The organism is Chryseobacterium sp. CBSDS_008 (genome assembly GCF_049959325.1).
GTDB lineage: Bacteria > Bacteroidota > Bacteroidia > Flavobacteriales > Weeksellaceae > Chryseobacterium.
In genome coordinates, this window is the sequence record NZ_CP188202.1 from 4,297,938 (window position 1) to 4,320,369 (window position 22,432).

Below are 22,432 nucleotides of genomic sequence, written 5' to 3' on the forward strand. Positions count from 1 at the left end.
TAAAATTGGTAAGCGGAATTTTCAATTTTTTATTGCAAATTTGTTTATCACTTTATATTAATAACTAAAATAAAGATTTATGCAAAAGAAAACCTATACAGGGCAGCCTGTGGTCACCTTAAATAACGGTGTGGATATTCCTGCTTTAGGCTTTGGGGTATGGCAGATGGAAGACCTGAAAGAATGTGAAAATGCAGTAATCAAAGCTATTCAGACAGGATATAGAATGATTGATACTGCTGCTATTTATCAGAACGAAACAGCAGTGGGCGCTGCGGTAAAAAATAGCGGCATAGACAGGGATGAGCTGTTTATCACCTCAAAAGTATGGGTTCAGGATCATGGGTATGAGAAAGCGAAAAGTGCGTTTCAGCGAACATTAAACAGGCTGCAGATGGATTATCTTGATATGTATCTTATCCACTGGCCGTATGGTGATTTTCTGGGAACGTGGAAAGCTTTGGAAGAGCTTTATCAAGAGGGGAAGATCAAAGCTATTGGGGTTTGTAATTTTACTGTTGAGAAGCTGGAAGAATTGAAAGCTCATTCCACTGTTTTACCGGTTATCAATCAGATTGAACTGCATCCTGTATTCCAGCAGAAAGAACTGCAGGTATATGACAGGGAAAATAATATTGTAACTCAACCTTGGAGCCCGCTAGGAAACGGTAATGCCAACCTTTTAAGTAATCCTGATCTTAACGCAATTGCAGAAAAATATGGAAAAACGACAGCACAGGTTATTCTGAGATGGCACCTGCAGGAAGGATTTGTTGTGATTCCAAAATCTGTGACCCCATCAAGAATTGAAGAAAACTTTAATGTATTTGATTTTGAGCTGACAGAAGATGAAATGAATATTGTCCGTTCTTTGGATACAGGAAAAAGACTGTTCTTTGATCCTAAAGACCCTGAATGGGAACAGAAAATGTTAAATTCCGTAGCAGATATTTAATAAAAATAAAGAATCAAAATATTCCCGCAGTTTTCACTAGTTCACAAATTACGATCTGTGTTTTCTGTGAGACCTGTGGGAATTGTATTTTCATTAGGGGTGAGGAATGTCATAGGCTGCTGAAAAATGAGGTGTTCCTATTTTTTTGTACCTTTTAGTTAAAATAATTCTTATGTTTTGGCCGGATACAATCAGTAAAAAATTAGGAATACAATATCCTCTTATTCAGGCTCCGATGTTTGGAGTGAGTACGGTACAGATGGCTGCTGCAGCTTCAAACGCTGGCTGCCTTGGATCTCTGGCATTAGCTGATCTTTCTGCAGATCAGTATCAGTCTGTTGAATTGATCAGGGGAATGAAAAAACTGACAGATAAACCTTTTGCTGCCAATATTTTTGTCCATCATATTCCTGAAGTGACAGAGGCTTTAAAAGAGAAATTTATTAAAACCAGGCAGTTTATAGAAAAGCTGGCGGGAGACCATAATATCGAAGTACATCTTCCGGACCTTGAAGAAATCAGCGTACACAGCTACCATGAGCAGGTAGATGCTGTTATTGAAGAAAACTGTAAAATTTTAAGTTTTACATTCGGAAACCTGGATAATGAGAGCATTCAGAAATTAAAGGAAAACGGAGTTACTCTTATCGGAACCTGCACTTCTGTGAAAGAAGCGTTATTGCTTGAAAAGTCGGGTATTGATATCATCTGTGTCCAGGGAATAGAGGCGGGAGGACATAGAGGTAGTTTTGAAGCTGACCATATTCCGCAGATCGGGGGCCTGTCTTTATTGTCACAGATCTATGATCAGGTACATGTACCTTTGATTTATGCAGGAGGGATCTATGGGGCAAGAACACTACAGGCTGCTAAAGATTTGGGAGCAAGTGGCTTCCAGCTAGGTAATCTTTTACTGGCTTCACAGGAAAGTGCTTTACAGCCTTTTGAAAAAGAAAGACTTAAAAAGGTAAGAGAAGAAGAAATTGTTTTAACAAAGAGTTTCTCAGGACGGTATGCCAGAGGTGTGAAAAATCAATTTATAGAAGCGGTTGAGAATTCGGAGTATATTTTACCATATCCTTATCAGAATAAACTGACCAATGCTTTACGTAAAGCAGCAAAATCCCTGCAAAATCCCGAATTTGTAGGAATCTGGGTTGGACAGTCTATTCATCAGTATAGTGAACTTTCCACAGAAGAAATTTTGAAAAATCTGATCAAAGAATGTGAAAGAAAGATAACAGATCAATAAGTAACAAAAAAGCTTCAGAAATATTCTGAAGCTTTTTATTTATTGTGTTAAATCAAGACCACCGAAATTTCCGGAACTCATCATTAAATAAACACCCTCTGTTTTATCCAGGGTATCCCAGTAGGCATGAAGATCTTCCGCATTAGTGAACACCTTCAGCTTTTCATTTTTGAATTTTTCCTTAATAAACTCAGGCGATATAGGCTCCATTCGCTTGAGTTTTAAAGCATCTTCAGAATAGAAAACTATGGCTTCGTCCAAACCGTCCATGGCATGGTCATATTGCTCAAGAAAAGCAGGATTCAGACTGGAGTAGGTATGAAGCTCCAGAAATCCATATTTCCTGTCATTTTTAAACTGCTCCGTGAATGCTTTTACTGCTGCCTTTACTTTACTTGGTGCATGAGCGAAGTCTTTATAAAGAGTTCCTTTGTCTTCTCTTTCTACTTTTTCAAGGCGTTTGGAGGCTCCTTTGAAGCTCATAATAGCCTCATAGAAGTCTTCATCCATAATACCAAGCTGCTGGCAGATATGTCTTGCTCCTTCCATATTCAACAGGTTATGGGCTCCAAAAACAGAAAGCGGAACATCTCCCATTTCAGTTTTTAAATACACTTTACCATTATTGATTTCGTATTCAGGAGTTTTATAAGGGATTTTTCTGAAATAGTTTTCTGCATTTTCCACCACGTTCACTACTTCTGGATCTTCTTCATTGTATACCAGAACACCGCCTGCAGTAATGCTTGCCACAAATTTTCTGAACTGATCAATATAATCATCAAATGTTTTGAATACATTGATATGGTCCCAGGCAATACCGCTCATCAATGCAATATTCGGCTGATACAATAAAAACTTGGAACGAAGGTCGATAGGGGAAGAAAGGTATTCATCGCCTTCCAACACCATGAAATCATTATCCTGAGTAAGCTTTACCATGCAGTCAAAACCTTCAAGCTGGGCACCTACCATGAAATCCACATCTTTTTGATGGAAATTCAAAACATGAAGGATCATTGAAGTAATGGTGGTTTTACCATGTGATCCTGCAATAACAACCCTTGTCTTATTTTTGGACTGCTCGTACAGGAATTCAGGATAGGAATATATTTTCAGACCCAGTTCTTTTGCTCTTGCCAGCTCAGGATTATCCTGATGGGCATGCATCCCAAGAATAACGGCATCAATATCCGGAGTGATCTTTTCCGGGAACCAGCCCATTTCCTGAGGCAGGATTCCTTTCTTCTCCAACCGGGTTTTTGAAGGTTCAAAAATAGCATCATCAGAACCTGTCACCTGATATCCTTTGTCTTTTAATGCGATTGCAAGATTATGCATGGCGCTTCCGCCAATGGCAATGAAGTGGGTTTTCAATTGTATTTACTGTTTTTTAACATTAGTATTAATGATCTGCTGGAAAGCTTCAAGAATATTGTTCCAGTTGGTCTGGTAATTCGGAATGATCATGCTGGCATCCGTCTTACTGCCTTCATTAGGACCTTTTTTGACATTGATGGAAGTCGATATATTGTCGTACAATTTTTTACGGTCTTCCTGTATCCTCCTGAAATTATTCTGAGAGAGAATCTGATCCAGGTTCTTTAAATCTTCATTAGAAATTTTAAAATCCTGCTTATATTTCTTTCCCTGTCCTTCAAAAGAGTAGTGTGCATCATTTCCTTTTATAAGCAGATTTTCATATACAGGAGCAAAGCCTCCGCTTTTCGAATAGCTGATATCAAAATCCGAATATACCTTTTGGCTGTTGCATGAAACTAATACTATGATTGCGAATAAGATTCCAAGTATTTTGTTCATAATTTTCAATTTTACTTTAATTATTTGAGTCCTTTTGTTCTAATTTTTTAGCTTTAAGTTCTTCATCATAACTGTGTAATAGATTGAAATCTTCTGTCTGCTCAATGGCAGTCATTATTTTCAACAAAATTTCCGGTGCTTTTTCATTATCATAATCGATATCCAGAGGAGCCTTGAATTCCATCGTAGGTTTTACACCGGTTACCTTTACGCGGAGCCCTTTTTTATCAAATGCTCTTCTGAACCCGTTTATTTTGATTGGAATTACAATAGGCCTTTGATTTTTCACCAGTTTGGCTGTTCCTCTTCGTCCCTGTGCAAAAGCTGATGTAGTTCCTTGAGGGAAAGTTGCTACCCAGCCATTGTCCAATGCTTTCATAATATTGTCTACCTCGCTCATGTCTACCATTCTGTTGACATTTTTCCCTTCAGATCGCCAGGTTCTTTTTACCGTTACAGCTCCTGCAATCTTAAAGATCTTGGGAAGGATACCTTTATTCATGGTTTCCTCAGCAGCAACATAGTAAAAATCGATCTTTGGGTTCAATAGATAGATCGGGTTTTTTATCGTATTTAAATATCCGTTATTTACAGCACAGAAAGCATGATACATAGCCGCCACATCTGCAAAATAGGTCTGATGGTTGGATACAAAAAGTACGTTAGAATCCGGAAGATCCACAAGGTGTTCTGTTCCGGTTATCTTTAACTTATTAAAGCCGTTGAATCTTCTGTATGATACAACTCCTAAAATAAAAATAATAAACCTTTTCAAAAAATAAGGTGTTCCGAATGCATCGGTGAAAATATTTTTCTTCGCCATCTCTCAATTAAACACGGTTGTGCAAAGTTACATTTTTTTCAGCAACTGGCTGAATTCACTTAATATCATCGCTGTAGCGCCCCAGATAATGTATCCGTTGAAATTAATGACTGGAACTTCATGCCCGCCAGCACTTGGCAGCGCCATAATTTCGGGGATATCCGACAGGTTTAAAAAGGATGTGATGGGAAATTCTATCGTTTCCACCGCTTCCGTCTGCTGGAGAACAAAAGCAGGGTTTTTTATAGTATAGGAAATATAGGGATATACGTAAAAATTGCTCGGCGGAACATAAATAGGAGACATTTCTCTGATAATTCTTATATAATGCTTGTCTATCCCTATTTCTTCAGAGGTTTCCCGTACTGCTGTTTCAGCAAAATCACTGTCCATTTCCTCACGCTTTCCTCCAGGCAGCGATATCTGCCCGCTGTGCCTGTCGTGTTCGTTAATAGTTCTTTGAATCAATGGAAAATACCACTCGTTGTCTTTCAGATACAGAACGATATTGACGGCCGCAAATTTGGGATTCTTAGCCAGTACTTCATCATAAGTGAAAACGGGGCGTGAGGGAGGTGAAAAAACTCCATGCGCGTGTTCACCGGGAAGTTCCACGCTTTTTATTTTTCTCAATAAATCTTTTCCAAAATTTTCCATAGCTCAAATTTAGCAATATATCTTGAAGAAATAAATGCCTTAACATTAATTAACCTATGAAAAACCTATATCTTAATAGTTGATTTTTGCTTTATAAAGTCAGTAATATACCGTTAATGATACGGTGAAATAAAAGATAAAAGATGAAAGATAAAAGATGTTATTGTTAAAGTTCAATAGGGGTGGCTTTAGCCCAAACTTAAATTATAAATCTTATAAATCGTATTTTATATGTATAAATGCAAAACAAAAAACCTTCAGAAAACTGAAGGTTTGAATTTTGTCTTTAATTAGAAAATTCTATCAATTCTTCTTTCTTGGAATTGTAGATTTTATATTCTAAATATTTAAAAGAATCCCTTGGAACAATGGTTACCCACTTTTTGTATTTGATAAACCATTTCATCTGGATACTTTTGATGCCTTTTGTAAGGTAGGCTTCCACAAACGGGTGTACATGCAGGTAGACTTTTCCTTTTTCTTTCTGCAGGATGTTTCTTAAAGTTTCACCCATTCTTTCCACGATAACAATAGGAGCTACAATTTCTCCGTCTTTGTTCGGGTTTTCTTCTTTGGTTTCGATCTGCTTTTCCGGACGGTTTCTTTGTCTGGTGATCTGGATCAGACCAAATTTACTTGGAGGAAGGATTTTGTGGCGTGCTTTGTCGCGCTTCATTTCCTCTTTCAGATGCTCGTAGAGATCTCTTCTGTGATCAGAATTCGGCATGTCTATGAAATCGATTACGATGATGCCTCCCATATCACGGAGGCGGAGTTGTCTGGCGATTTCTGTAGCGGCCATTTTGTTCACTTTCAATGCATGCTCTTTGTTGACAGCTGTTCCGGTAGTAATATTGTTTCCGGAGTTGACATCAACAACGTGAAGTGCTTCTGTGTGTTCAATAACAAGATAGGCTCCTTTAGAACTTGGAATGTTTACGTGTTTTCCAAAGCTCTGTTTAAGCTGTTTTTCAACATTGTAATATTCCAGAAGAGGAATATGGGAATCATAAAACTGGACAATATTTTTCTTTTCAGGGGCAATTACTTCAATGTAATTCTCCATTTCGTTTACCATCTGTTCATCATCACAGAAAATATTCACGAAATCCTGGTTAAAATTGTCTCTTAAAATAGCTGAAGCTTTGTCTTCTTCGCTTAAAACTTTAGACGGAACTTTATTTCTCTGGATGTTTTTGAAAGTGCTTTCCCATTTCTGAACCAGTTGGTTCATATCATTATGAAGGTCGGCTACTTTTTTTCCTTCGGCTACAGTCCTGATAATAACTCCGAATCCTTCAGGCTTAATGCTGTCGATAAGAGTTCTCAGTCTTTCTTTTTCCTCGAAGCTTCTGATCTTTTTAGAAATTGAAACTTTATTGTCGAAAGGAATTAAAACCAGAAAGCGTCCTGTTAATGAAATCTGGGTAGAAATTCTTGGACCTTTAGTAGAAATTGGTTCTTTGGTAATCTGTAGCAGTACCAGATCATCTTTGGCGATGACTTTGTCTACTGTTCCGTTTTTGTCTATTTCGGGTTGTATCTCGAAATTTTTTAAGCTCGAAGTGCTTTGTTTTTTAGAAATAGTATCTTTTAAAAACTTTTTGTACGTAAGATACTGAGGCCCCAGGTCCTGATAATGCAGAAATGCATCTTTGTCATATCCGATATTGACGAATGCCGCATTCAGATTGGGTGCCAGTTTTTTTACTTTTCCTATAAACAGATCTCCAACTATAAAATCGCTTTTGTCTTCTTGCTCATGAAGTTCACATAGTCTTCCGTCTTCCAGCAGGGCAATCTTTGTAAGATCATCTTCATGCGAAACTATTAGTTCTTTCTTCATTTTTTATTAAGATAAAATTGTTAAGATTATAGGAAGTGGATGTTTTTTCAATTAATTCATCTATTAAATATAAGAATTTTGAATGAAAACCATTATATGTTTGTTAAAATAATATTTGAAACCCTCCGTTTTCCGCGGAATCTTATAGTTGCAAACAAAAATATAGTTAGTGAACTTTAGAAATTTAAATCCACCAACTATATTATTATATTGTAAATCTCGAGAAAAAGAGATTATTTTTTCTTATGTCTGTTTGCTCTTCTTCTTTTCTTTCTTTTGTGAGTTGCAACCTTGTGTCTTTTTCTTTTCTTTCCGCTTGGCATAATTTTAATTTTTTAATAACTAGTTAATATTCAGTTAATGTTCTTATTTTACTGCAACTTTAGTTTTTACTTTCTCTACAAAAGATTTTGAAGGTTTGAAAGCAGGAATGTTATGAGCAGGAATCTCAATTGCAGTGTTTTTAGAAATATTTCTTCCTGTTTTAGCAGCTCTTGTTTTAATGATAAAAGATCCAAAACCTCTTAGATAAACATTATCCCCATTATACATAGAAGTCCTGATCTCCTGCATAAAAGCTTCTACAACTTTCTGTGTTTCATTCTTTTCTGTTCCCAACTTATTTGAGATGGTGTTTACCAATTCTGCCTTTGTCATTTCCTTATTTTAATTTTAAATTTTAGGTGTGCAAATTTAGTTAAAAAAATTGAATACTAGCAAATTAGTGGCAAAATATTTTTATTCAAAGAGTTGGAATTTTTATATTAAGGCAGGGTTGCGATAATTTAACAATAAAATAATATAAGCGGATAAAGCTGCCGAAACCTGATGAACAAAATTTAATAAATGCTGATTATAACAGGCTCTGGAGGGGTTTATCATCCTCAATGTGCTATTTTGATAAAGCCCTATCTGTTCTTACTGTTAACCGGAATTCAATTTTTTTTTTTACTGAAATCAGTTTTTTATAAACTGGAATTATAATATCCGTTTTCTACGCAGAATCGTATAAGATGAAGTTTGGTTTTCAGTCCCAGCTTTTCTGTAAGCCGGTTGATATACGTGTCAATAGTTCTGGTACTCAGATTAAGTTTTTCTGCAATTTCTTTATTGCTGAATCCTTCATAGCAGAACCTCATGAGCTGTATTTCAGATGAGGAAAGCTCTTCCTGCCCCTTCTTCTGCCTGTCCATATATTCCTGTACGGCAAGCGGCTGCTGTTCCCATTCTTTGGAATAAGCCTGATAGTCGAAATCTTCGGAAGCAATACTCCCTTTAATAATATCCTTTATAATAGTGCTTTTTTTCTGGCAGTAGAATATATTAGGAATCTTTGAAAGAATTTCTGCCATATCTTCCTGATAAGTGCCGGAATAGGTAACAATAGGAGTTTCACTATTGTTTTTTCTGATATACTTGATGGCTTCAATTCCACTTAATACCGGCATAAAGAGTTCAATAATGAACACATCTTCCTGTCTTCTGTAGATTCTGTTTACCAGCTCATGTCCATTGTTGCAATCATTCAGAAGCATATAGAAAGGGTTTTCCATAAGTGTTTTGATCATTATTTTCTTAAAATAAAAATCACTGTCAGCAATGGAAAAACGTACGGTATTAGATAATATTTTGCTCATTCTTAATATCGATTTGGCGAATGATATTTAAAATTTAGAGGTCTAATTTATGAAAAACTTATCAAAGTGAAAATTAATATTAATTTAATCAGGGTTTTCACGAAACGGACTTGGGGAAATTACGTATTGTGCATAAAATTTTTTTTTTATATTTTCACAGGCCAAACAAATCGCAAATTATGTCTTCTAACAGGGAAAAAAAATTAAACAAATCTGACGTCAGAACGGGCATTTGGAAGTTTATTCTGTCATTTGCCGTTTTATCGGCTGTATCTTTTACCTGCTTATTTCTCTTCTTTAAGAGTTATGATATACAGCGTGAAGGAATTAGCCGGGAAGCCGAAGCCTATAAAGAACTGATGCTCCGAAGTGACGTGCTGAGAGATCACATTGATGATATTTACGACAAAATGAACCAGCTTAGTATCAATAAGGTGGATAATGAGGTGTTTCTCAGAACCAGTATTATGGATAATGTGAGAGATGCCCAGAATATTATGGGTAAAGACAGTGCGCAGAGCTTTAAACATTATGCTGTACTGATGAAGCAGATTGTACCTATGATGAATTTAAAAGCTAAGATCACAGAATTGGAATATCAGAAGAAAACCGTTATAAGGGATCTTGATGAATGCATGGGCAAGATAAAAGTGACCAATAACGAGCTCAGAAAAGACCCTACAAGAAATTTTACAGGAAGTAGACGAAGAAGATAAAAAAGAAAAGATATGCAAGGACAAATCACATTATCTAAGAAAGAAAGGCATTATCAGTTTTTTTATTTAATACTGATGCTATTGACTGCTATGTTATTTTTGGGCGTAATCTTTTTAAAAGGATTTGTATCTCCCTTTTCTGACGAAGATGTAAGAGGTATTCAGAATCTTGAGCAAAAAGCCGCATTTGAACAGCACCAGAAAGTTGTTCTCCCCATCATGGACAGTACGTATACCATGATCACCAAACTTACCGACGACGGACCACAGCCTTTTATTGAAAACAATATCCAGCTGGGAGTTAATGACCTTAACAGCTATTTCAGCGGTACTGACGTTGTGGATATCCGTAAAGATGCCTATCCGCAGATCGCGAAATTCTATAAAATGTACTTTGATGATAAAAAAGTCATTTCAACAACCTCTGAAGACATCAAAATTTTCCAGAAGCAGGTAGATGAGTGCAGAATCGGATTTAAAGATAAGCAAAATAAGCTCTATCAGCGTGAGCAGGATCTGAAAGCAAGAATGCAGTAAGCAAATAAATACTAGGAACTTTAAATAAAACACATCACAATTACTAACTATGAATTATTTTCAAAAGAACAAGAAAAACATTATTATCGGTGTTATTGCAACGTTGCTGATCGCAGCATTGGTTGCTCTGTGGCTGCAGAAAAAGGTAATACATTCAGCGGATGATATTGTTGGGGTAGTTTATCCGTCTTCACTGGCGGTAGGAGACACGCTTTTATTCGAAGATAAAACCCAGTTTGCCAAAACCAAAAGATGGAATTTCGGTGACGGGACAACTTCAGATAAAAACAGTGGTATTCACTTCTATAATAAACCGGGATATTATCAGGTGAGTTTGATCGTTGACAATAAGTACACGAAATCTTTCCCTGTAATGGTAGGCGCAAGAAGCGTTCAGAAACCAAAAGATACTGCAAAGTTCAAAACGACTATCGAAGCCGTTTCGCAGGCTATGCAAAATGAGAATGTAACTTTCCGGGCTGTTTCTGATGCAAAACAGTTTGCATGGAAATTCGGTGAGTCAGGAAATACAGATGCGAAGGATAAATTTACCATCTACTCCTATAAAAAACCCGGAGATTATCTGGTAACGCTTTATACAGAAGAAAGCCAGGATCCTATCTATCACCGGATTAAAATTCTTCCTGCTTATGACGCTCTTGCAGAAGATGAAGTTTCGGTAGAAGACTCTTATGCAAAAGTAGACAGCGATTTTAAATATCACCTGCAGCAGATTGCTAACGGAAACAGTTTCAATATGCATTACAATTACCTGTTGAAAACTTATCTGTGTAACAACGAAAATACAGTTGTAAAAGTAAATGACAGTAAAGTAAATAACTTCTACATGTATTGTGCAGGCCTTCAGTTTGACAAAAATACGGTGATCCAGACTGTAAAAGTAAACCTGGATGACACACAGAACTGTGTAACTAAAGTAGATATCAATCAAAGCAAATAATTTCGTCCGGTCTTACGGATGTGCCAATCATAAAAAGATTAAATAGGATGAAAAATAAATTTCCTCTAGCAGCATATTATATAGGGTTATCAGTATTATTGACGAGTTGCCAGGTAAAACTGCCGTCAAAAAAAACCCCGGAACCTTCACAGTATGGGCAGGTGGATGCTTCCCCTGTCGTTAACGGTTATCCAAAAAAATCAGTTCCATGGATCGTTATTTCAGACCGATCAAGAAATACGGCTTATTTGGATAAAGATGATGAGAAGTCGTACAAAGAAGTAAAATTCCTTGAACCTTTAATGGTTTTAAAACATAGAGACGGAATGGTAAAAGTAGCGGAGTATGTTCCCGATGCTTTAATGAAAAAAGTTTCTCCAAAATCAGTCAAAACTTACGGCTGGATCCAGGAATCCGACCTCCTTCTGTGGAATAATGCTCTCAAAAGCGAAAAAACAGGGTATCCTGTAAGAGTTGCCGTAGTACCCAACAACAGCGAAGTAATCCGAAATGCGGAAAGGTACTACAAGAATGACTCTATTATGGTGTTTAACTCACCAAGTCTTATTGAAACAGCTGATGTAAAAATTCCCAACGGACAGATTGTATATGTATACAAAATGGCTGAAAATAACAAACGTTTCCTGGTGGGTAAAAAACCTTCGGTGGATATGGACAGTATCAACAAGGGACTTTACGGATGGGTAAGCTCAAATGTTATTTCTACCTGGGGAGAACGTTCTGCAATCAAGCTTAAAAATACAACAGGGATTACCGATACAACGCTGGGAATCCATGAAGGGCATCCCGGCGGATCTGCTTCAGATGCGGACAATAAAACAGCTGTTCTTCTTACAGATGTGAACAAGAGAACGCCGCTGGAAAATATTTTCCCGATAAATCTTCCCTTAGAAGAAACCCCAACGCCTGATTCCAAAACAAAATACTTCACCAATATTTTAGATTACAGTAAAAACTTTGTATCCAATGTACTGGGTGAGCCTATCTATTTTGACCGTTACAGGGAGATCACAGAAAAAGATAAAAATATCAATATTGTTTTCGCATTAGACGTAAGTGCTTCCAATGCACCGTATGCACCTATTGTAAAATCATTACTGCAGGATCTTCAGCTCAGATTTGAAAAACCATCCTATTTTAGCAATGTTAAATATGGGGCGGTTTTATATAAGAACAATCCTTGCGGAGATAATGTTTCCGTATCCAGCCTGAGTACAGATTACAGTAAGATCTCTTCATTTATTGATCAGAAAACAAATGAAATGAACTGTGCAAGCAATAACGGTTATCAGCCGGTAGGAGAAGCGCTTACTGCTGCAGGAAATCTTCTTTCCAATGTTCCTGATGAAACCAATATTGTTGTAACAGTAGGAACTTCTGCCAGCCAAAGCGGAAATATGTACAGTGTAATCAGCTCATTGACACAGGCCCAGGCAAGATTGATTATGTTCCAGACCAATGCAAGATCCTCCGATAACTACAATGATTTTGTATTGATGGCAGAAAATGTGGTCACCAACACAGCGAAAAATATTGCTGAACTTAAAAAGCAAAAGATCATCAATCAGTATGACGTTCTTACCAAGAATAATTTCAGCCTGGTAGAAGGTGATACCGGATTCTTCTCTTTAGCTTATCCTAAACAGAGTATGTCTCAGGGATTCGTTATCTTTCCTAAAAAAGGAGATATTACCACTCCCGGATTCCTGAAAAAGTCTGTTGACAGTCTTATTGCTCAGGTAACTTTAGATAATCAGACTATAGATAAATCGCTGAATGAATACTTCCATTCATCAGTAGGGGCAGGAAGAACAGATGTGGATTTAAAATATAAATACCTGTATCCGGGGCTTACCAATCCCGTTTCTGCAGGAATTGCTGCACAGCTGATCAACTATGGAAGCCCATTCCTGGTAAAAGGATATATTCCAAAAGATCTGAAAGATTTTACCCCGGCAATAGAAAAAGGAATCCTTATTTCTGAATCGGAATACGATAACTTAAAAGCTTTCTATACCGAAGTATACAGAAATACTCAGGCTGACCGTGCAGACTTTAACCAGGCAAAAGCTGTGAAAGAATATGTGAAGCTGCTGAAGAAATATAATCCTACTATAAAATTCCTGGATAAAGGAGCGCTTTACGAGCTGCCAATGTCTTACGCTATCGGAATGAGTACAGGATTTGATCTTTCTGAAGAAGAATTAATGGCCAAGTATAAGCTGAAAGGCTGGAAAAAATCTAAAGTCGTTCCTGGTGAGACTGTAAAGAATTATTTCTCTCATTATAAAAACCTAGCAGACAGAATGCTTGCTAACAGAAATAATCCTGCTGTAAAAATTCAGCAGAACGGACAGACTTTCTACTGGCTTAATGAATACTTTACCCCTACAAGAATTCCAACAGAACAGCCGGAATATACGAAGCACTAAGAAATTTATTTTCATTATATCAAAAGCAGAAGTCATACTTCTGCTTTTTTATTTTTTAAACTAAAGCTTTACAGTTATGCTTTAAACTTTAAATCTTACACTTTAGATCCTGAATCTTTTCATTAATTCTCTTTACTGTGCAAAATTATTTTTTATCTAAAAAGTGAGATATAATGTAAAACCTTGTATTAATGGTTGTTGTGGAATGGTGCTTAAATCTATTGTCGTAGAATTACGACAACAAATCGTAGAACTACTACAATTTCTCAGATTTATATCCAAAAGTTTTTTTTAGCGGAAAAGAGCCTCTATATTTGCTACACAATCACTGAATCACAAAATATTACTAACGATTAAATTTACTAATCATGGCCGAAAGAAATTCGAGAGGAATCTTAAAATTCAACAATGGTGAAGGACAGAAGCTGTTAAAAATGAACTACAGCGTATCCAGATCTACAGACGTGTCAGGGCGTGTAGCATCAGATCCTTCCAACGCATTAATCAAGGTGACAGTAGAAGCTACTGAAAAGTCAGACATCCTTGAAAGCTTATTAAATGGTAAATACAAGCCGACTGTAGGAGAGATTACATTCAACAAATCTCATGAAGAAGGAACATTAATTACCTTAAACTGGCAAAATGGATATGTAATCCAGCATCAGGTTGATTTTGATGCAATAGACAGCAACAGTATGCTGATCAGCTTCGTAATAAGTGCTGAAACAATTGACTATGGTACCTCTCAATATGCAGGGTTATGGCCATCCAGCTAATTTTTACACACATTATCAACATTCATAAGAAAAAGACTGTCCCTATTTAAGGCGGTCTTTTTTTGCCTGGATAAAAACTTATTCAACATGTTTTTGTTCTACAACATACTTATATAATGTCTGTTATGTAAAATATTGTTATCTTTAATACTCAACACAAACACAAAGCATATGAAAACTGACTCAAAGACAAAAGGATCTTCATTCCGCCCGTCACAGAATGCAGACGGAATATCTGAGAATCATCATGCAGGAATCAACCGGCTGGTTAAATTATCACTGGTTGTAGAAGGCAAAATTATTAAGTACTATAAACATCTCACGCTTAAACAAAAAGCAGGTCACCACCACGAATTTACTCTTATCCTTGCTCATGATGCACTGGGAGACAGACAAAGCCATACCCTTGAAGAAGCTAATAAATTTCTTGGAAAGCGCCTTACAGCTGTTATTTCATACAAAGACATCGAGAAAAGCCCCGAAAGAAATTTCGTTGGTATCATTACCAAAGTAGGATTCAGCCAGGAAAAAATGAGCCTGGGAAATATTGTGCTTTCCGGATACAGTCCTACAATTTTACTGGACGGAGCTCCTCATATTCAGAGTTTTGGGGGCGAAAAACCTGTTAATATGGGAATTATCGCTGAAGAAGTAATCAAACAGGGAATTGATAAAGAGCGATTCGATATCAGAATTGATACCAATGACTACTCTCAGATCATTTACAGCAGCCAATACAACGAAACCCATTACAACTATCTGGCGAGAATGGCAGAAGCCTATGGAGAACAATTCTATTATGATGGTGAGGTATTGCACTTCGGAAAACTTCCGCCACAGAATAAACCCATAAAACTGCTCTATGGAAGCAATGCAGATAATATTAAAGTAGAATTAAAAGCGGTTCATACAAAACCTCAGTATTACGGTTATAACAGCAGTAAACATGAAAAACTGACTTCCGGGGAAACTCCGGTAAGTCATATAAGTGATCTTGCCCGTACGGCATACAGCCATAACGATAAAATATATAAAACTCCGGCACTGCAGGTTGCTCCCATTAAGGCAACAACCCATCTGGATGTAGAACATTCCCAAAGAAGTACCGCAGGAAGTGAAGCCGTTAATGTATTTTCGGTATCAGGGTCTACCACTGTTCCTTTTTTGCATCCGGGATGCATTGCAGATATTCATATGAGAAAACCGGATAGCAATGAAACTTCCTATTTTACAAAGGTGATGGTGACTGAAGCTGTTCACGAAATTGATACCATAGGGCATTACTCAGGTACTTTCGAGGCTATAGCTGCAGATACAGGTTTCTTACCTAAACCTGCATTTACCGTACCCGCCGCACAGCCGCAGATTGCAACGGTAATTTCCAATACAGATCCCGAAGGTCAGGGAAGAGTTCAGGTGAGATTCGACTGGCAAATGAATGATACCACGCATTTTGTAAGGGTAATGAGTCCGGATGCCGGAGGTACAGATCAGATCACCCAAAACCGTGGATATGTAGCCATTCCGGAAGTAGGGGACCAGGTAATGGTTAATTTCGTACACAGCCACCCGGACAGGCCATTTGTAATGGGAGGAATGTTCCATGGAGGAATAGGCCTTGGCGGTGGAGCAGACAACCGGGTAAAATCTATTCAGACGAGAAGCGGACACAGAATCGTTTTTACAGAAGATGAAAGTATCATTATTACAGATAAAAGCGGTAATGAGATCCATCTGGATACTACAGGAAGCAATATCAATATTACAGCACCGGAAACCATGACTCTCAACTGCAGGAATATGAACATCAATGTAGGGGAGAACATGACAACAACGGTGGGGATGAATAAAGCAGACAGTATCGGATTAAATAATACCGAGACAGTAGGCGCTATGAAACTTACTTCGGTCATCGGAAATGTAAGCACATTCATTACGGGTAAACTTACTGAGATTATTGAAGGAGACGTGCACAGCGAAACAAAGAAGGAAAGAAATGAGATTTCCGAAAAGGAAATTAACATTACTTCCAATGCTTCCATTAATAAACATGCCCAACAGGAAGTTCAGAATAATAGTGGTGAGAAATCTAAAGCACATTAGCCATGAGCAGAACGAGAATTGTAAAAGGTACTTATACTAAAATCTCTCAGGAAGATCACAACATGTACTCCCAGGAGAGTATTATTTCACGTGCCATGAAATGGATTTCTGAAAAGGGTGATGCCAAAGGAGTGAGTCATAATATGCCAAGCGATCCTCCTCCTCCTGAAATAAAAGCAAAATGTATTGTTCACTTTCGCAGTAAAAATGGCTGGCAGGGAGAAGATTATGGTTTTGACTGGATGAGATTGGGGGAGACCTCTAATTTTGGTGATGTTAATTATGAAAATATTATAGCAAAGCAATATACGGATGCTACTTATACAACATTGGAAAGGAATATCAATGAATATGATGGGAGCTTTAAAAAGGCGCCTGTCTTATATTCTAAACTTAAGCAAATATATGGGGTTTACAGTATTCCGTGGAAGAAAAAAGCAGATGGTACTCTTGAAAATTATTATTGTTCCTGGTTATCACTTTACCCGTCCCAAATAAAAGATAGTAAAACAAACCAGATTACTGCATCTAATTTTAAAAATACCAAAGCTGTTTTAAGCCTTAATATTGAAGTAGATGAAGAACCGAACATTTTAAAATTTAAAGAAAATAAATTTTTCAAAATTTCTCCTATGGAAATTTCACCTAAAACCAAAGGGAAACACAATCTTAAAGATTTTGTAACCATAGAATGTTTGGAGGAGTTTTCAAATGATCAGGTTATAGAAGTTATCGCAGTAAAAAAAGACAATGCGGGTATTGAAACCTCTGAAGTCGCCGGGAGATTAAAGGTTTGGGCAAATCATGCTGCCAAAAGGAAAAAAACTAAGTTTTTAATTATTGAATTAAAGACCCCCGAGCTCACACCCGGAGCTACTTCAAAAACAGGTAATTCTGTTGGACAGAAAGAATTGTTTGAAAATTATTTACGCCAGGCGTTGATAGAAGCAGATGTAGAAATGGAAACTATAGATGTATCTACAGATTCCCATTTTAAAGCAGGTGGTAAGTATGTCATTGGAGGTAAAATTGCTGCTTACTATCAACCATCAGGTAATGCTCCATCGGGGTTTGTTACTCTTCAAAATTATATATACGATAAATTGAAAACACAGTTGAAAAATAATAAAATTTCTGAAACAAAATATGATAATCATTACATTGCTATTTATCTCGGAGAAAGCGGGGGATTTGTAGATGCCTCTAATCATGTAATTGCACTCAATGGATATAGTAATGGCAGGTTTGTGGTACTATTTCCAACAAAAAATAATCAAACAGCAGCTCACGAATTTCTTCATAGCTTTGCATTACCTCACAGTTTTACTAATTCAGAAGCCGATGCAAAGGCGCAGTTTACTTATGAATATGCTAAAACAGAAAATATTATGGATTATTCTCATCACATTCCTGAAACACGTTATAACCTTTGGAAATGGCAGTGGATGATAGCTAATACAAATACCAAATAAATTATGAAAAAAATATTTTTATTATTCAGCTTATTGATACTTTTTTCATGTAAATCTCAAAAAAGAAATATGATAATTCCTACAATAGATAACAAATTTGAAAAGTTTGATATAGACAAATTTAGTAAATCAACAAAAAAAGAAACTGATGTTGTAAGAGAGTTTCTGCCTAATGGAAACTATATTGAAATGAGTATGGCAAACTCTGGTAAATATTATACCGAATCATATAAAGATTCTTATTTTATGATATCTAAATCGTATTACACCAGTGGAAATATAAAATATAAAGGTATCATGTTTAATGTTCCTTGGGGAGCTCCTTTTCAAAAAGGAATTTGGTATGGTTTTGATGAAAATGGAAAGCTGATTAAAGAGGTTGATTATGATAAGCCTTACAAATATACATTTGAAGATATTTTAAAATTCTGTGAAAAAGAAGTTATTCCCGTTACAAAAGGTCCGGTATTACAAAGTACAGGTTTTCATACTATAATTTCAAGAAGAATAGAAAATGAAAAACCTATTTGGGAAATAGAATGGTTAAAGAAGTCAAATCGTGTTGAAAATATAATTTTGGATGGTATTTCCGGTAAAGTAATTTCAAGAAGAGAGTCAGAATTTATAAACAATTGATTTTTTAGTTATGAACCAACAGCGGGAATTACATTTTGAATGTCATTAGCATACCACACTGTATTATTGGCAATGGAAAAAAACAATCAATCTACAAAAAGAATATTATGAATAAAATAATAATATTAGTTGGGTTGGGCCTTTTTACTCAATTCCAATCTCAGGAATTACAAGAGACAATGATTCCAAAAATGAGTAATGAATTTGAAATAATCAATACAGAAGGGCTGAAAGAAAAGATATTATTATTAATGATAACAAAATAATAACGTTTATTTCTGCTAAAATTGGCTCTGGTTTTACGGAATATCATAAGGATAGCTATTTTATGATAGTTAAAAATTACTATCCTTCCAGAAATATTAAAAATAAAGGAATAGCTTTCAATGAAGGTTCTCCAATTGGCATCTGGTATTATTTTGATGGATCAGGCAAGCTTATAAAAGAAGAAAATACAGATGAAGGGTATCGTTTTACTCCTGAAAAGATAGTAAAGTATTGTGAAAAGAATAAAATCGAACTTCCAAAAGGGTATCATGAATCCGGGTTTTATACCCGGGTTAGAAAAGATGTTCTTAATGGTAAAAAAGTCTGGATAATAGAATATCTTATCCCGGATGGAGATATTCAAAAGGTTGTTTTAGATGGTCAATCAGGTGCAGAGCTGGAGAGAAAAATGGTTCCGTTTGTAAGCAGTTAGCCAATGTTATAGTGTGGCTCTTTACAGGTTTATCATAAATCTTTAATTACCAGAAAGATTACAAAAGAAGACCATACCATTTTATAACCCATAATTATATGATTGATAAAAGATTTATAGAAAAATTATTTGTAGTATTCTTGTTGGGTATTTTTCTACAATGCCGATCTCAGGAATTGCAAGAAACAATGATACCTAAAATAGACAATAAATTTGAAAAATTTGATGTTAAAAAATTTAATGATATTTCAGTAAGAGGATACTTTAGACTTGATAAAGGAGATCATATTTTTATACAAGATTTTCAATCCCCTGGATATAGAGAATTAGAATATGTAAAATCATCTTATTTCAAAATAGCTAAATTTTTTTATGAAAGTGGTGGAGTAGAAAAAAAAGGACTACTTTTTAATGAAGGTTCTCCAATTGGCATCTGGTATTATTTTGATGGATCAGGCAAACTTACTAAGGAAGAAAATACAGATGAAGGGTATCGTTTTACTCCTGAAAAGATAGTGAAGTATTGTGAAAAGAATAAAATCGAACTTCCAAAAGGGTATCATGAATCCGGGTTTTATACCCGGGTTAGAAAAGATGTTCTTAATGGTAAAAAAGTCTGGATAATAGAATATCTTATCCCGGATGGAGATATTCAGAAAGTTGTTTTAGATGGTCAATCAGGTGCAGAGCTGGAGAGAAAAATGGTTCCGTTTGTAAGCAGTTAGTTAATGATTTATATATAGCCTTGCTCTTTATAAGATTATCAGAAATCATTAATACCAGAAGATAAATCAAGTAAATACAATAAGCATTTTAAGCTTTCTATTTTGCATAAGAAGGTTATAATTCAGGTTAAGGCATGTATCAGGGTATTCAGCTCCCGGAGCAACTATATTCTCATGTTCAAAAGTAAAAATGTCCAAACTGCTGCACATGAGTTTCTTCATAGCTTTGCATTACCTCACAGTTTTACCAACTCAGAAGCAGATGCCAAGGCGCAGTTTACTTATGAATATGCTAAAACAGAAAATATTATGGATTATTCTCATCACATTCCTGAAACACGTTATAACCTTTGGAAATGGCAGTGGGTAATAGCTAATAACAACACAAAATAAACAATAATGAAAAAGTTATTTTTATTCCTCAGTTTTTTATTCTTAATTTCTTGTAAATCTCAAAATAAAAATATGAACATACCAACTGTAGATAATAGTTTTGAAAAGTTTGACTTTTCTGTCATGAATAAATATCCCAAGAATAGTTTAGGAGACGTAAAACTCTTTTTAGATAACGGTAATTATTTGAACATTACTAAAACAAATGATAAAATATATTATATTGAAACATTTAAAGACAGCTACTCACAACTCTATAAAGCATATTATAAAAATGGTAATATCAAATCAAAAGGCATGGGGTTCAATGGAGATGCATTCCAAAAAGGAATTTGGTATGAATTTGATGAAAGTGGAAAACTTATTAAAAAAACAGATTATGACCAACCTTTTAAATTCACTTTTGAGGATATTGTAAAGTTTTGTGTAAAAGAAAATATCCCACTTACCAAAGGTCCTGTCATACAAAGTACTGGGTTTCATACCATGATTAGACGCAGTGCTGAAAATCAACAACCTATTTGGGAGATTGAGTGGTTAAAGAAACCTGATGTTGTAGAAACGATAATTGTAGATGGAATTTCTGATAAAGTAATTTCTAGAAAAGAAGCAAAATATATTAATAATTAAGTTTTCATTATATCCATGTTTCGCAAAATGCTGTTTTTATCGCTGAGTTTGTTGATAATTTGTTCATGCAAATCTCAGAATGAAAATATGAACATACCAACTGTATATAATAGTTTTGAAAAATTTGATATTGAAAATTTCCAAAAGAAATCAGTAAGAGGAACCTTGATTGTAAAGTCTAATAATGCTACTGTTGTAGAGGATAAGCAATCGTATGGATTTATAAAACAGATATACAAGAAAGATGAGATTTTTTGTCATACTGTCCTATATTACCCGACTGGAAAAATTAAGGAAAAAGGAATTACGTTCAATAATGGTACTGAAATAGGTATATGGTTCTACTATGATGAATCTGGTAAGCTCATCAAAGAAGAAAACACGGATGAAGGCTACGATTTTAAACCTGAAAATATTATTGTATACTGCGAAAAGAATAAAATTGAGCTGCCCAAAGGCTACCATGATTCTGGTTACCAGGCTAGAGTATTAAAACAGGATTTCGAAGGTAAAAAAGTATGGAGGATTTCTCATCAGATTGCAGGTGACAGGATAGAAGAAATCATTTTGGATAGTAAAACAGGAAAAGAGCTTCAAAAGAAAACAGTACCATTTTATAACCCATAATATATGATAATATATGAGTGATATAAGTATAGAAAAACTATTTATAGTATTCTTGTTGGGTCTGTTTACTCGATTTCAATCGCAGGAATTACAAAATAAAATGATACCCAAAATAGACAATAAATTTGAAAAATTTGATATTAAAACTTTCAATGAGAATATAAACTCAGATGAATCATTTATTTTATTAAAAAGTGCTGACGGTATTCAGCAATTACAGAAACAGAGTTATGGTTTTATTAATAGACTATTTTATAAGGAAAATCAATTTGTTCTTATAAAGAAATTTTATAATAATTATAATTTAAAAGAAAAAGGATTACTCTTCAATGAAGGTTCTCCAATTGGTATCTGGTATTATTTTGATGAATCAGGTAAGCTTATAAAAGAAGAAAATACAGATGAAGGGTATCGTTTTACTCCTGAAAAGATAGTGAAGTATTGTGAAAAGAATAAAATCGAGCTTCCAAAAGGGTATCATGAATCCGGGTTTTATACCCGGGTTAGAAAAGATGTTCTTAATGGTAAAAAAGTCTGGATAATAGAATATCTTATCCCGGATGGAGATATTCAAAAGGTTGTTTTAGATGGTCAATCAGGTGCAGAGCTGGAGAGAAAAATGGTTCAGTTTGTAAGCAGTTAGTTAATGATTTATAGCCTTGCTCTTTATAAGATTATCAGAAATCATTAATACCAGAAGATAAATCAAGTA

Annotated in this window: 24 protein-coding genes; 17 read left to right on the forward strand and 7 right to left on the reverse strand. The window is 35.5% G+C overall.

The window, feature by feature from the left end; translation table 11 throughout:
- Nucleotides 1-79: 79 nt before the first annotated feature.
- Nucleotides 80-955: an aldo/keto reductase gene (locus tag ACP3T3_RS19540; protein ID WP_426477403.1), complete on the forward strand. Its 876-nt coding sequence runs from the start codon at nt 80-82 to the stop codon at nt 953-955.
- A gap of 172 nt (nt 956-1,127) precedes the next feature.
- Complete coding sequence (locus ACP3T3_RS19545) at nt 1,128-2,207, forward strand: NAD(P)H-dependent flavin oxidoreductase (protein ID WP_426477404.1); 1,080 nt, start codon at nt 1,128-1,130, stop codon at nt 2,205-2,207.
- A 39-nt stretch (nt 2,208-2,246) separates the two neighbouring features.
- Here ACP3T3_RS19545 and ACP3T3_RS19550 read toward each other — a convergent pair whose 3' ends face one another.
- The 7 genes from ACP3T3_RS19550 to ACP3T3_RS19580 form a co-directional block, all read right to left on the reverse strand.
- Complete coding sequence (locus ACP3T3_RS19550; RefSeq protein WP_426477405.1) at nt 2,247-3,584, reverse strand: UDP-N-acetylmuramate--L-alanine ligase; 1,338 nt, start codon at nt 3,582-3,584, stop codon at nt 2,247-2,249.
- A 6-nt stretch (nt 3,585-3,590) separates the two neighbouring features.
- Entirely contained in the window at nt 3,591-4,028 is a 438-nt protein-coding gene (locus tag ACP3T3_RS19555) for a hypothetical protein (protein WP_426477406.1), read from the reverse strand.
- Between the two features lie 16 nt (nt 4,029-4,044).
- Nucleotides 4,045-4,851: a lysophospholipid acyltransferase family protein gene (locus tag ACP3T3_RS19560; RefSeq protein WP_426477407.1), complete on the reverse strand. Its 807-nt coding sequence runs from the start codon at nt 4,849-4,851 to the stop codon at nt 4,045-4,047.
- A 27-nt stretch (nt 4,852-4,878) separates the two neighbouring features.
- Nucleotides 4,879-5,508 (reverse strand): NUDIX hydrolase, encoded by a 630-nt coding sequence (locus tag ACP3T3_RS19565; protein WP_426477408.1) that lies wholly within the window; start codon nt 5,506-5,508, stop codon nt 4,879-4,881.
- 286 nt (nt 5,509-5,794) lie between these two features.
- A complete protein-coding gene (locus tag ACP3T3_RS19570; protein WP_426477409.1) occupies nt 5,795-7,354 on the reverse strand; it encodes an Rne/Rng family ribonuclease in 1,560 nt (519 codons plus the stop codon).
- A 366-nt stretch (nt 7,355-7,720) separates the two neighbouring features.
- Nucleotides 7,721-8,011, reverse strand: coding sequence for an HU family DNA-binding protein (locus ACP3T3_RS19575; RefSeq protein WP_002984212.1), 291 nt, complete (start codon nt 8,009-8,011; stop codon nt 7,721-7,723).
- A 308-nt stretch (nt 8,012-8,319) separates the two neighbouring features.
- Nucleotides 8,320-8,991, reverse strand: a complete 672-nt coding sequence (locus ACP3T3_RS19580) for a LuxR C-terminal-related transcriptional regulator (protein WP_426477410.1) — start codon at nt 8,989-8,991, stop codon at nt 8,320-8,322.
- A 179-nt stretch (nt 8,992-9,170) separates the two neighbouring features.
- Between ACP3T3_RS19580 and tssO the strand changes: the two genes are divergently transcribed.
- The 15 genes from tssO to ACP3T3_RS19655 all read left to right on the forward strand — a co-directional run bounded on the left by tssO (nt 9,171) and on the right by ACP3T3_RS19655 (nt 22,363).
- Nucleotides 9,171-9,707, forward strand: coding sequence for a type VI secretion system TssO (gene tssO / locus ACP3T3_RS19585; RefSeq protein WP_426477411.1), 537 nt, complete (start codon nt 9,171-9,173; stop codon nt 9,705-9,707).
- 12 nt (nt 9,708-9,719) lie between these two features.
- Nucleotides 9,720-10,244, forward strand: coding sequence for a type VI secretion system transmembrane protein TssO (locus tag ACP3T3_RS19590; protein ID WP_426477412.1), 525 nt, complete (start codon nt 9,720-9,722; stop codon nt 10,242-10,244).
- Between the two features lie 49 nt (nt 10,245-10,293).
- Nucleotides 10,294-11,205: a PKD domain-containing protein gene (locus ACP3T3_RS19595; protein WP_426477413.1), complete on the forward strand. Its 912-nt coding sequence runs from the start codon at nt 10,294-10,296 to the stop codon at nt 11,203-11,205.
- A 47-nt stretch (nt 11,206-11,252) separates the two neighbouring features.
- On the forward strand, nt 11,253-13,658 hold the full coding sequence (tssR, locus tag ACP3T3_RS19600; RefSeq protein WP_426477414.1) for a type VI secretion system protein TssR domain-containing protein: 2,406 nt from the start codon (nt 11,253-11,255) through the stop codon (nt 13,656-13,658).
- A 368-nt stretch (nt 13,659-14,026) separates the two neighbouring features.
- Nucleotides 14,027-14,434 (forward strand): type VI secretion system tube protein TssD, encoded by a 408-nt coding sequence (gene tssD / locus ACP3T3_RS19605; protein WP_034697144.1) that lies wholly within the window; start codon nt 14,027-14,029, stop codon nt 14,432-14,434.
- Nucleotides 14,435-14,605: 171 nt separating this feature from the next.
- Nucleotides 14,606-16,537: a type VI secretion system Vgr family protein gene (locus ACP3T3_RS19610; RefSeq protein WP_426477415.1), complete on the forward strand. Its 1,932-nt coding sequence runs from the start codon at nt 14,606-14,608 to the stop codon at nt 16,535-16,537.
- 2 nt (nt 16,538-16,539) lie between these two features.
- Nucleotides 16,540-18,009 (forward strand): hypothetical protein, encoded by a 1,470-nt coding sequence (locus tag ACP3T3_RS19615; RefSeq protein ID WP_426477416.1) that lies wholly within the window; start codon nt 16,540-16,542, stop codon nt 18,007-18,009.
- A gap of 3 nt (nt 18,010-18,012) precedes the next feature.
- A complete protein-coding gene (locus tag ACP3T3_RS19620; RefSeq protein ID WP_426477417.1) occupies nt 18,013-18,645 on the forward strand; it encodes a PepSY domain-containing protein in 633 nt (210 codons plus the stop codon).
- Between the two features lie 107 nt (nt 18,646-18,752).
- Nucleotides 18,753-18,911, forward strand: a complete 159-nt coding sequence (locus ACP3T3_RS19625) for a hypothetical protein (RefSeq protein WP_426477418.1) — start codon at nt 18,753-18,755, stop codon at nt 18,909-18,911.
- Nucleotides 18,912-18,973: 62 nt separating this feature from the next.
- On the forward strand, nt 18,974-19,345 hold the full coding sequence (locus ACP3T3_RS19630; RefSeq protein ID WP_426477419.1) for a hypothetical protein: 372 nt from the start codon (nt 18,974-18,976) through the stop codon (nt 19,343-19,345).
- 98 nt (nt 19,346-19,443) lie between these two features.
- On the forward strand, nt 19,444-20,070 hold the full coding sequence (locus tag ACP3T3_RS19635; protein WP_426477420.1) for a hypothetical protein: 627 nt from the start codon (nt 19,444-19,446) through the stop codon (nt 20,068-20,070).
- Nucleotides 20,071-20,244: 174 nt separating this feature from the next.
- Nucleotides 20,245-20,463, forward strand: coding sequence for a hypothetical protein (locus ACP3T3_RS19640; RefSeq protein WP_426477421.1), 219 nt, complete (start codon nt 20,245-20,247; stop codon nt 20,461-20,463).
- Nucleotides 20,464-20,469: 6 nt separating this feature from the next.
- Entirely contained in the window at nt 20,470-21,093 is a 624-nt protein-coding gene (locus ACP3T3_RS19645; protein ID WP_426477422.1) for a hypothetical protein, read from the forward strand.
- Nucleotides 21,094-21,180: 87 nt separating this feature from the next.
- Entirely contained in the window at nt 21,181-21,720 is a 540-nt protein-coding gene (locus tag ACP3T3_RS19650; RefSeq protein ID WP_426477423.1) for a hypothetical protein, read from the forward strand.
- Between the two features lie 13 nt (nt 21,721-21,733).
- Entirely contained in the window at nt 21,734-22,363 is a 630-nt protein-coding gene (locus ACP3T3_RS19655; protein ID WP_426477424.1) for a hypothetical protein, read from the forward strand.
- Nucleotides 22,364-22,432: the final 69 nt, after the last annotated feature.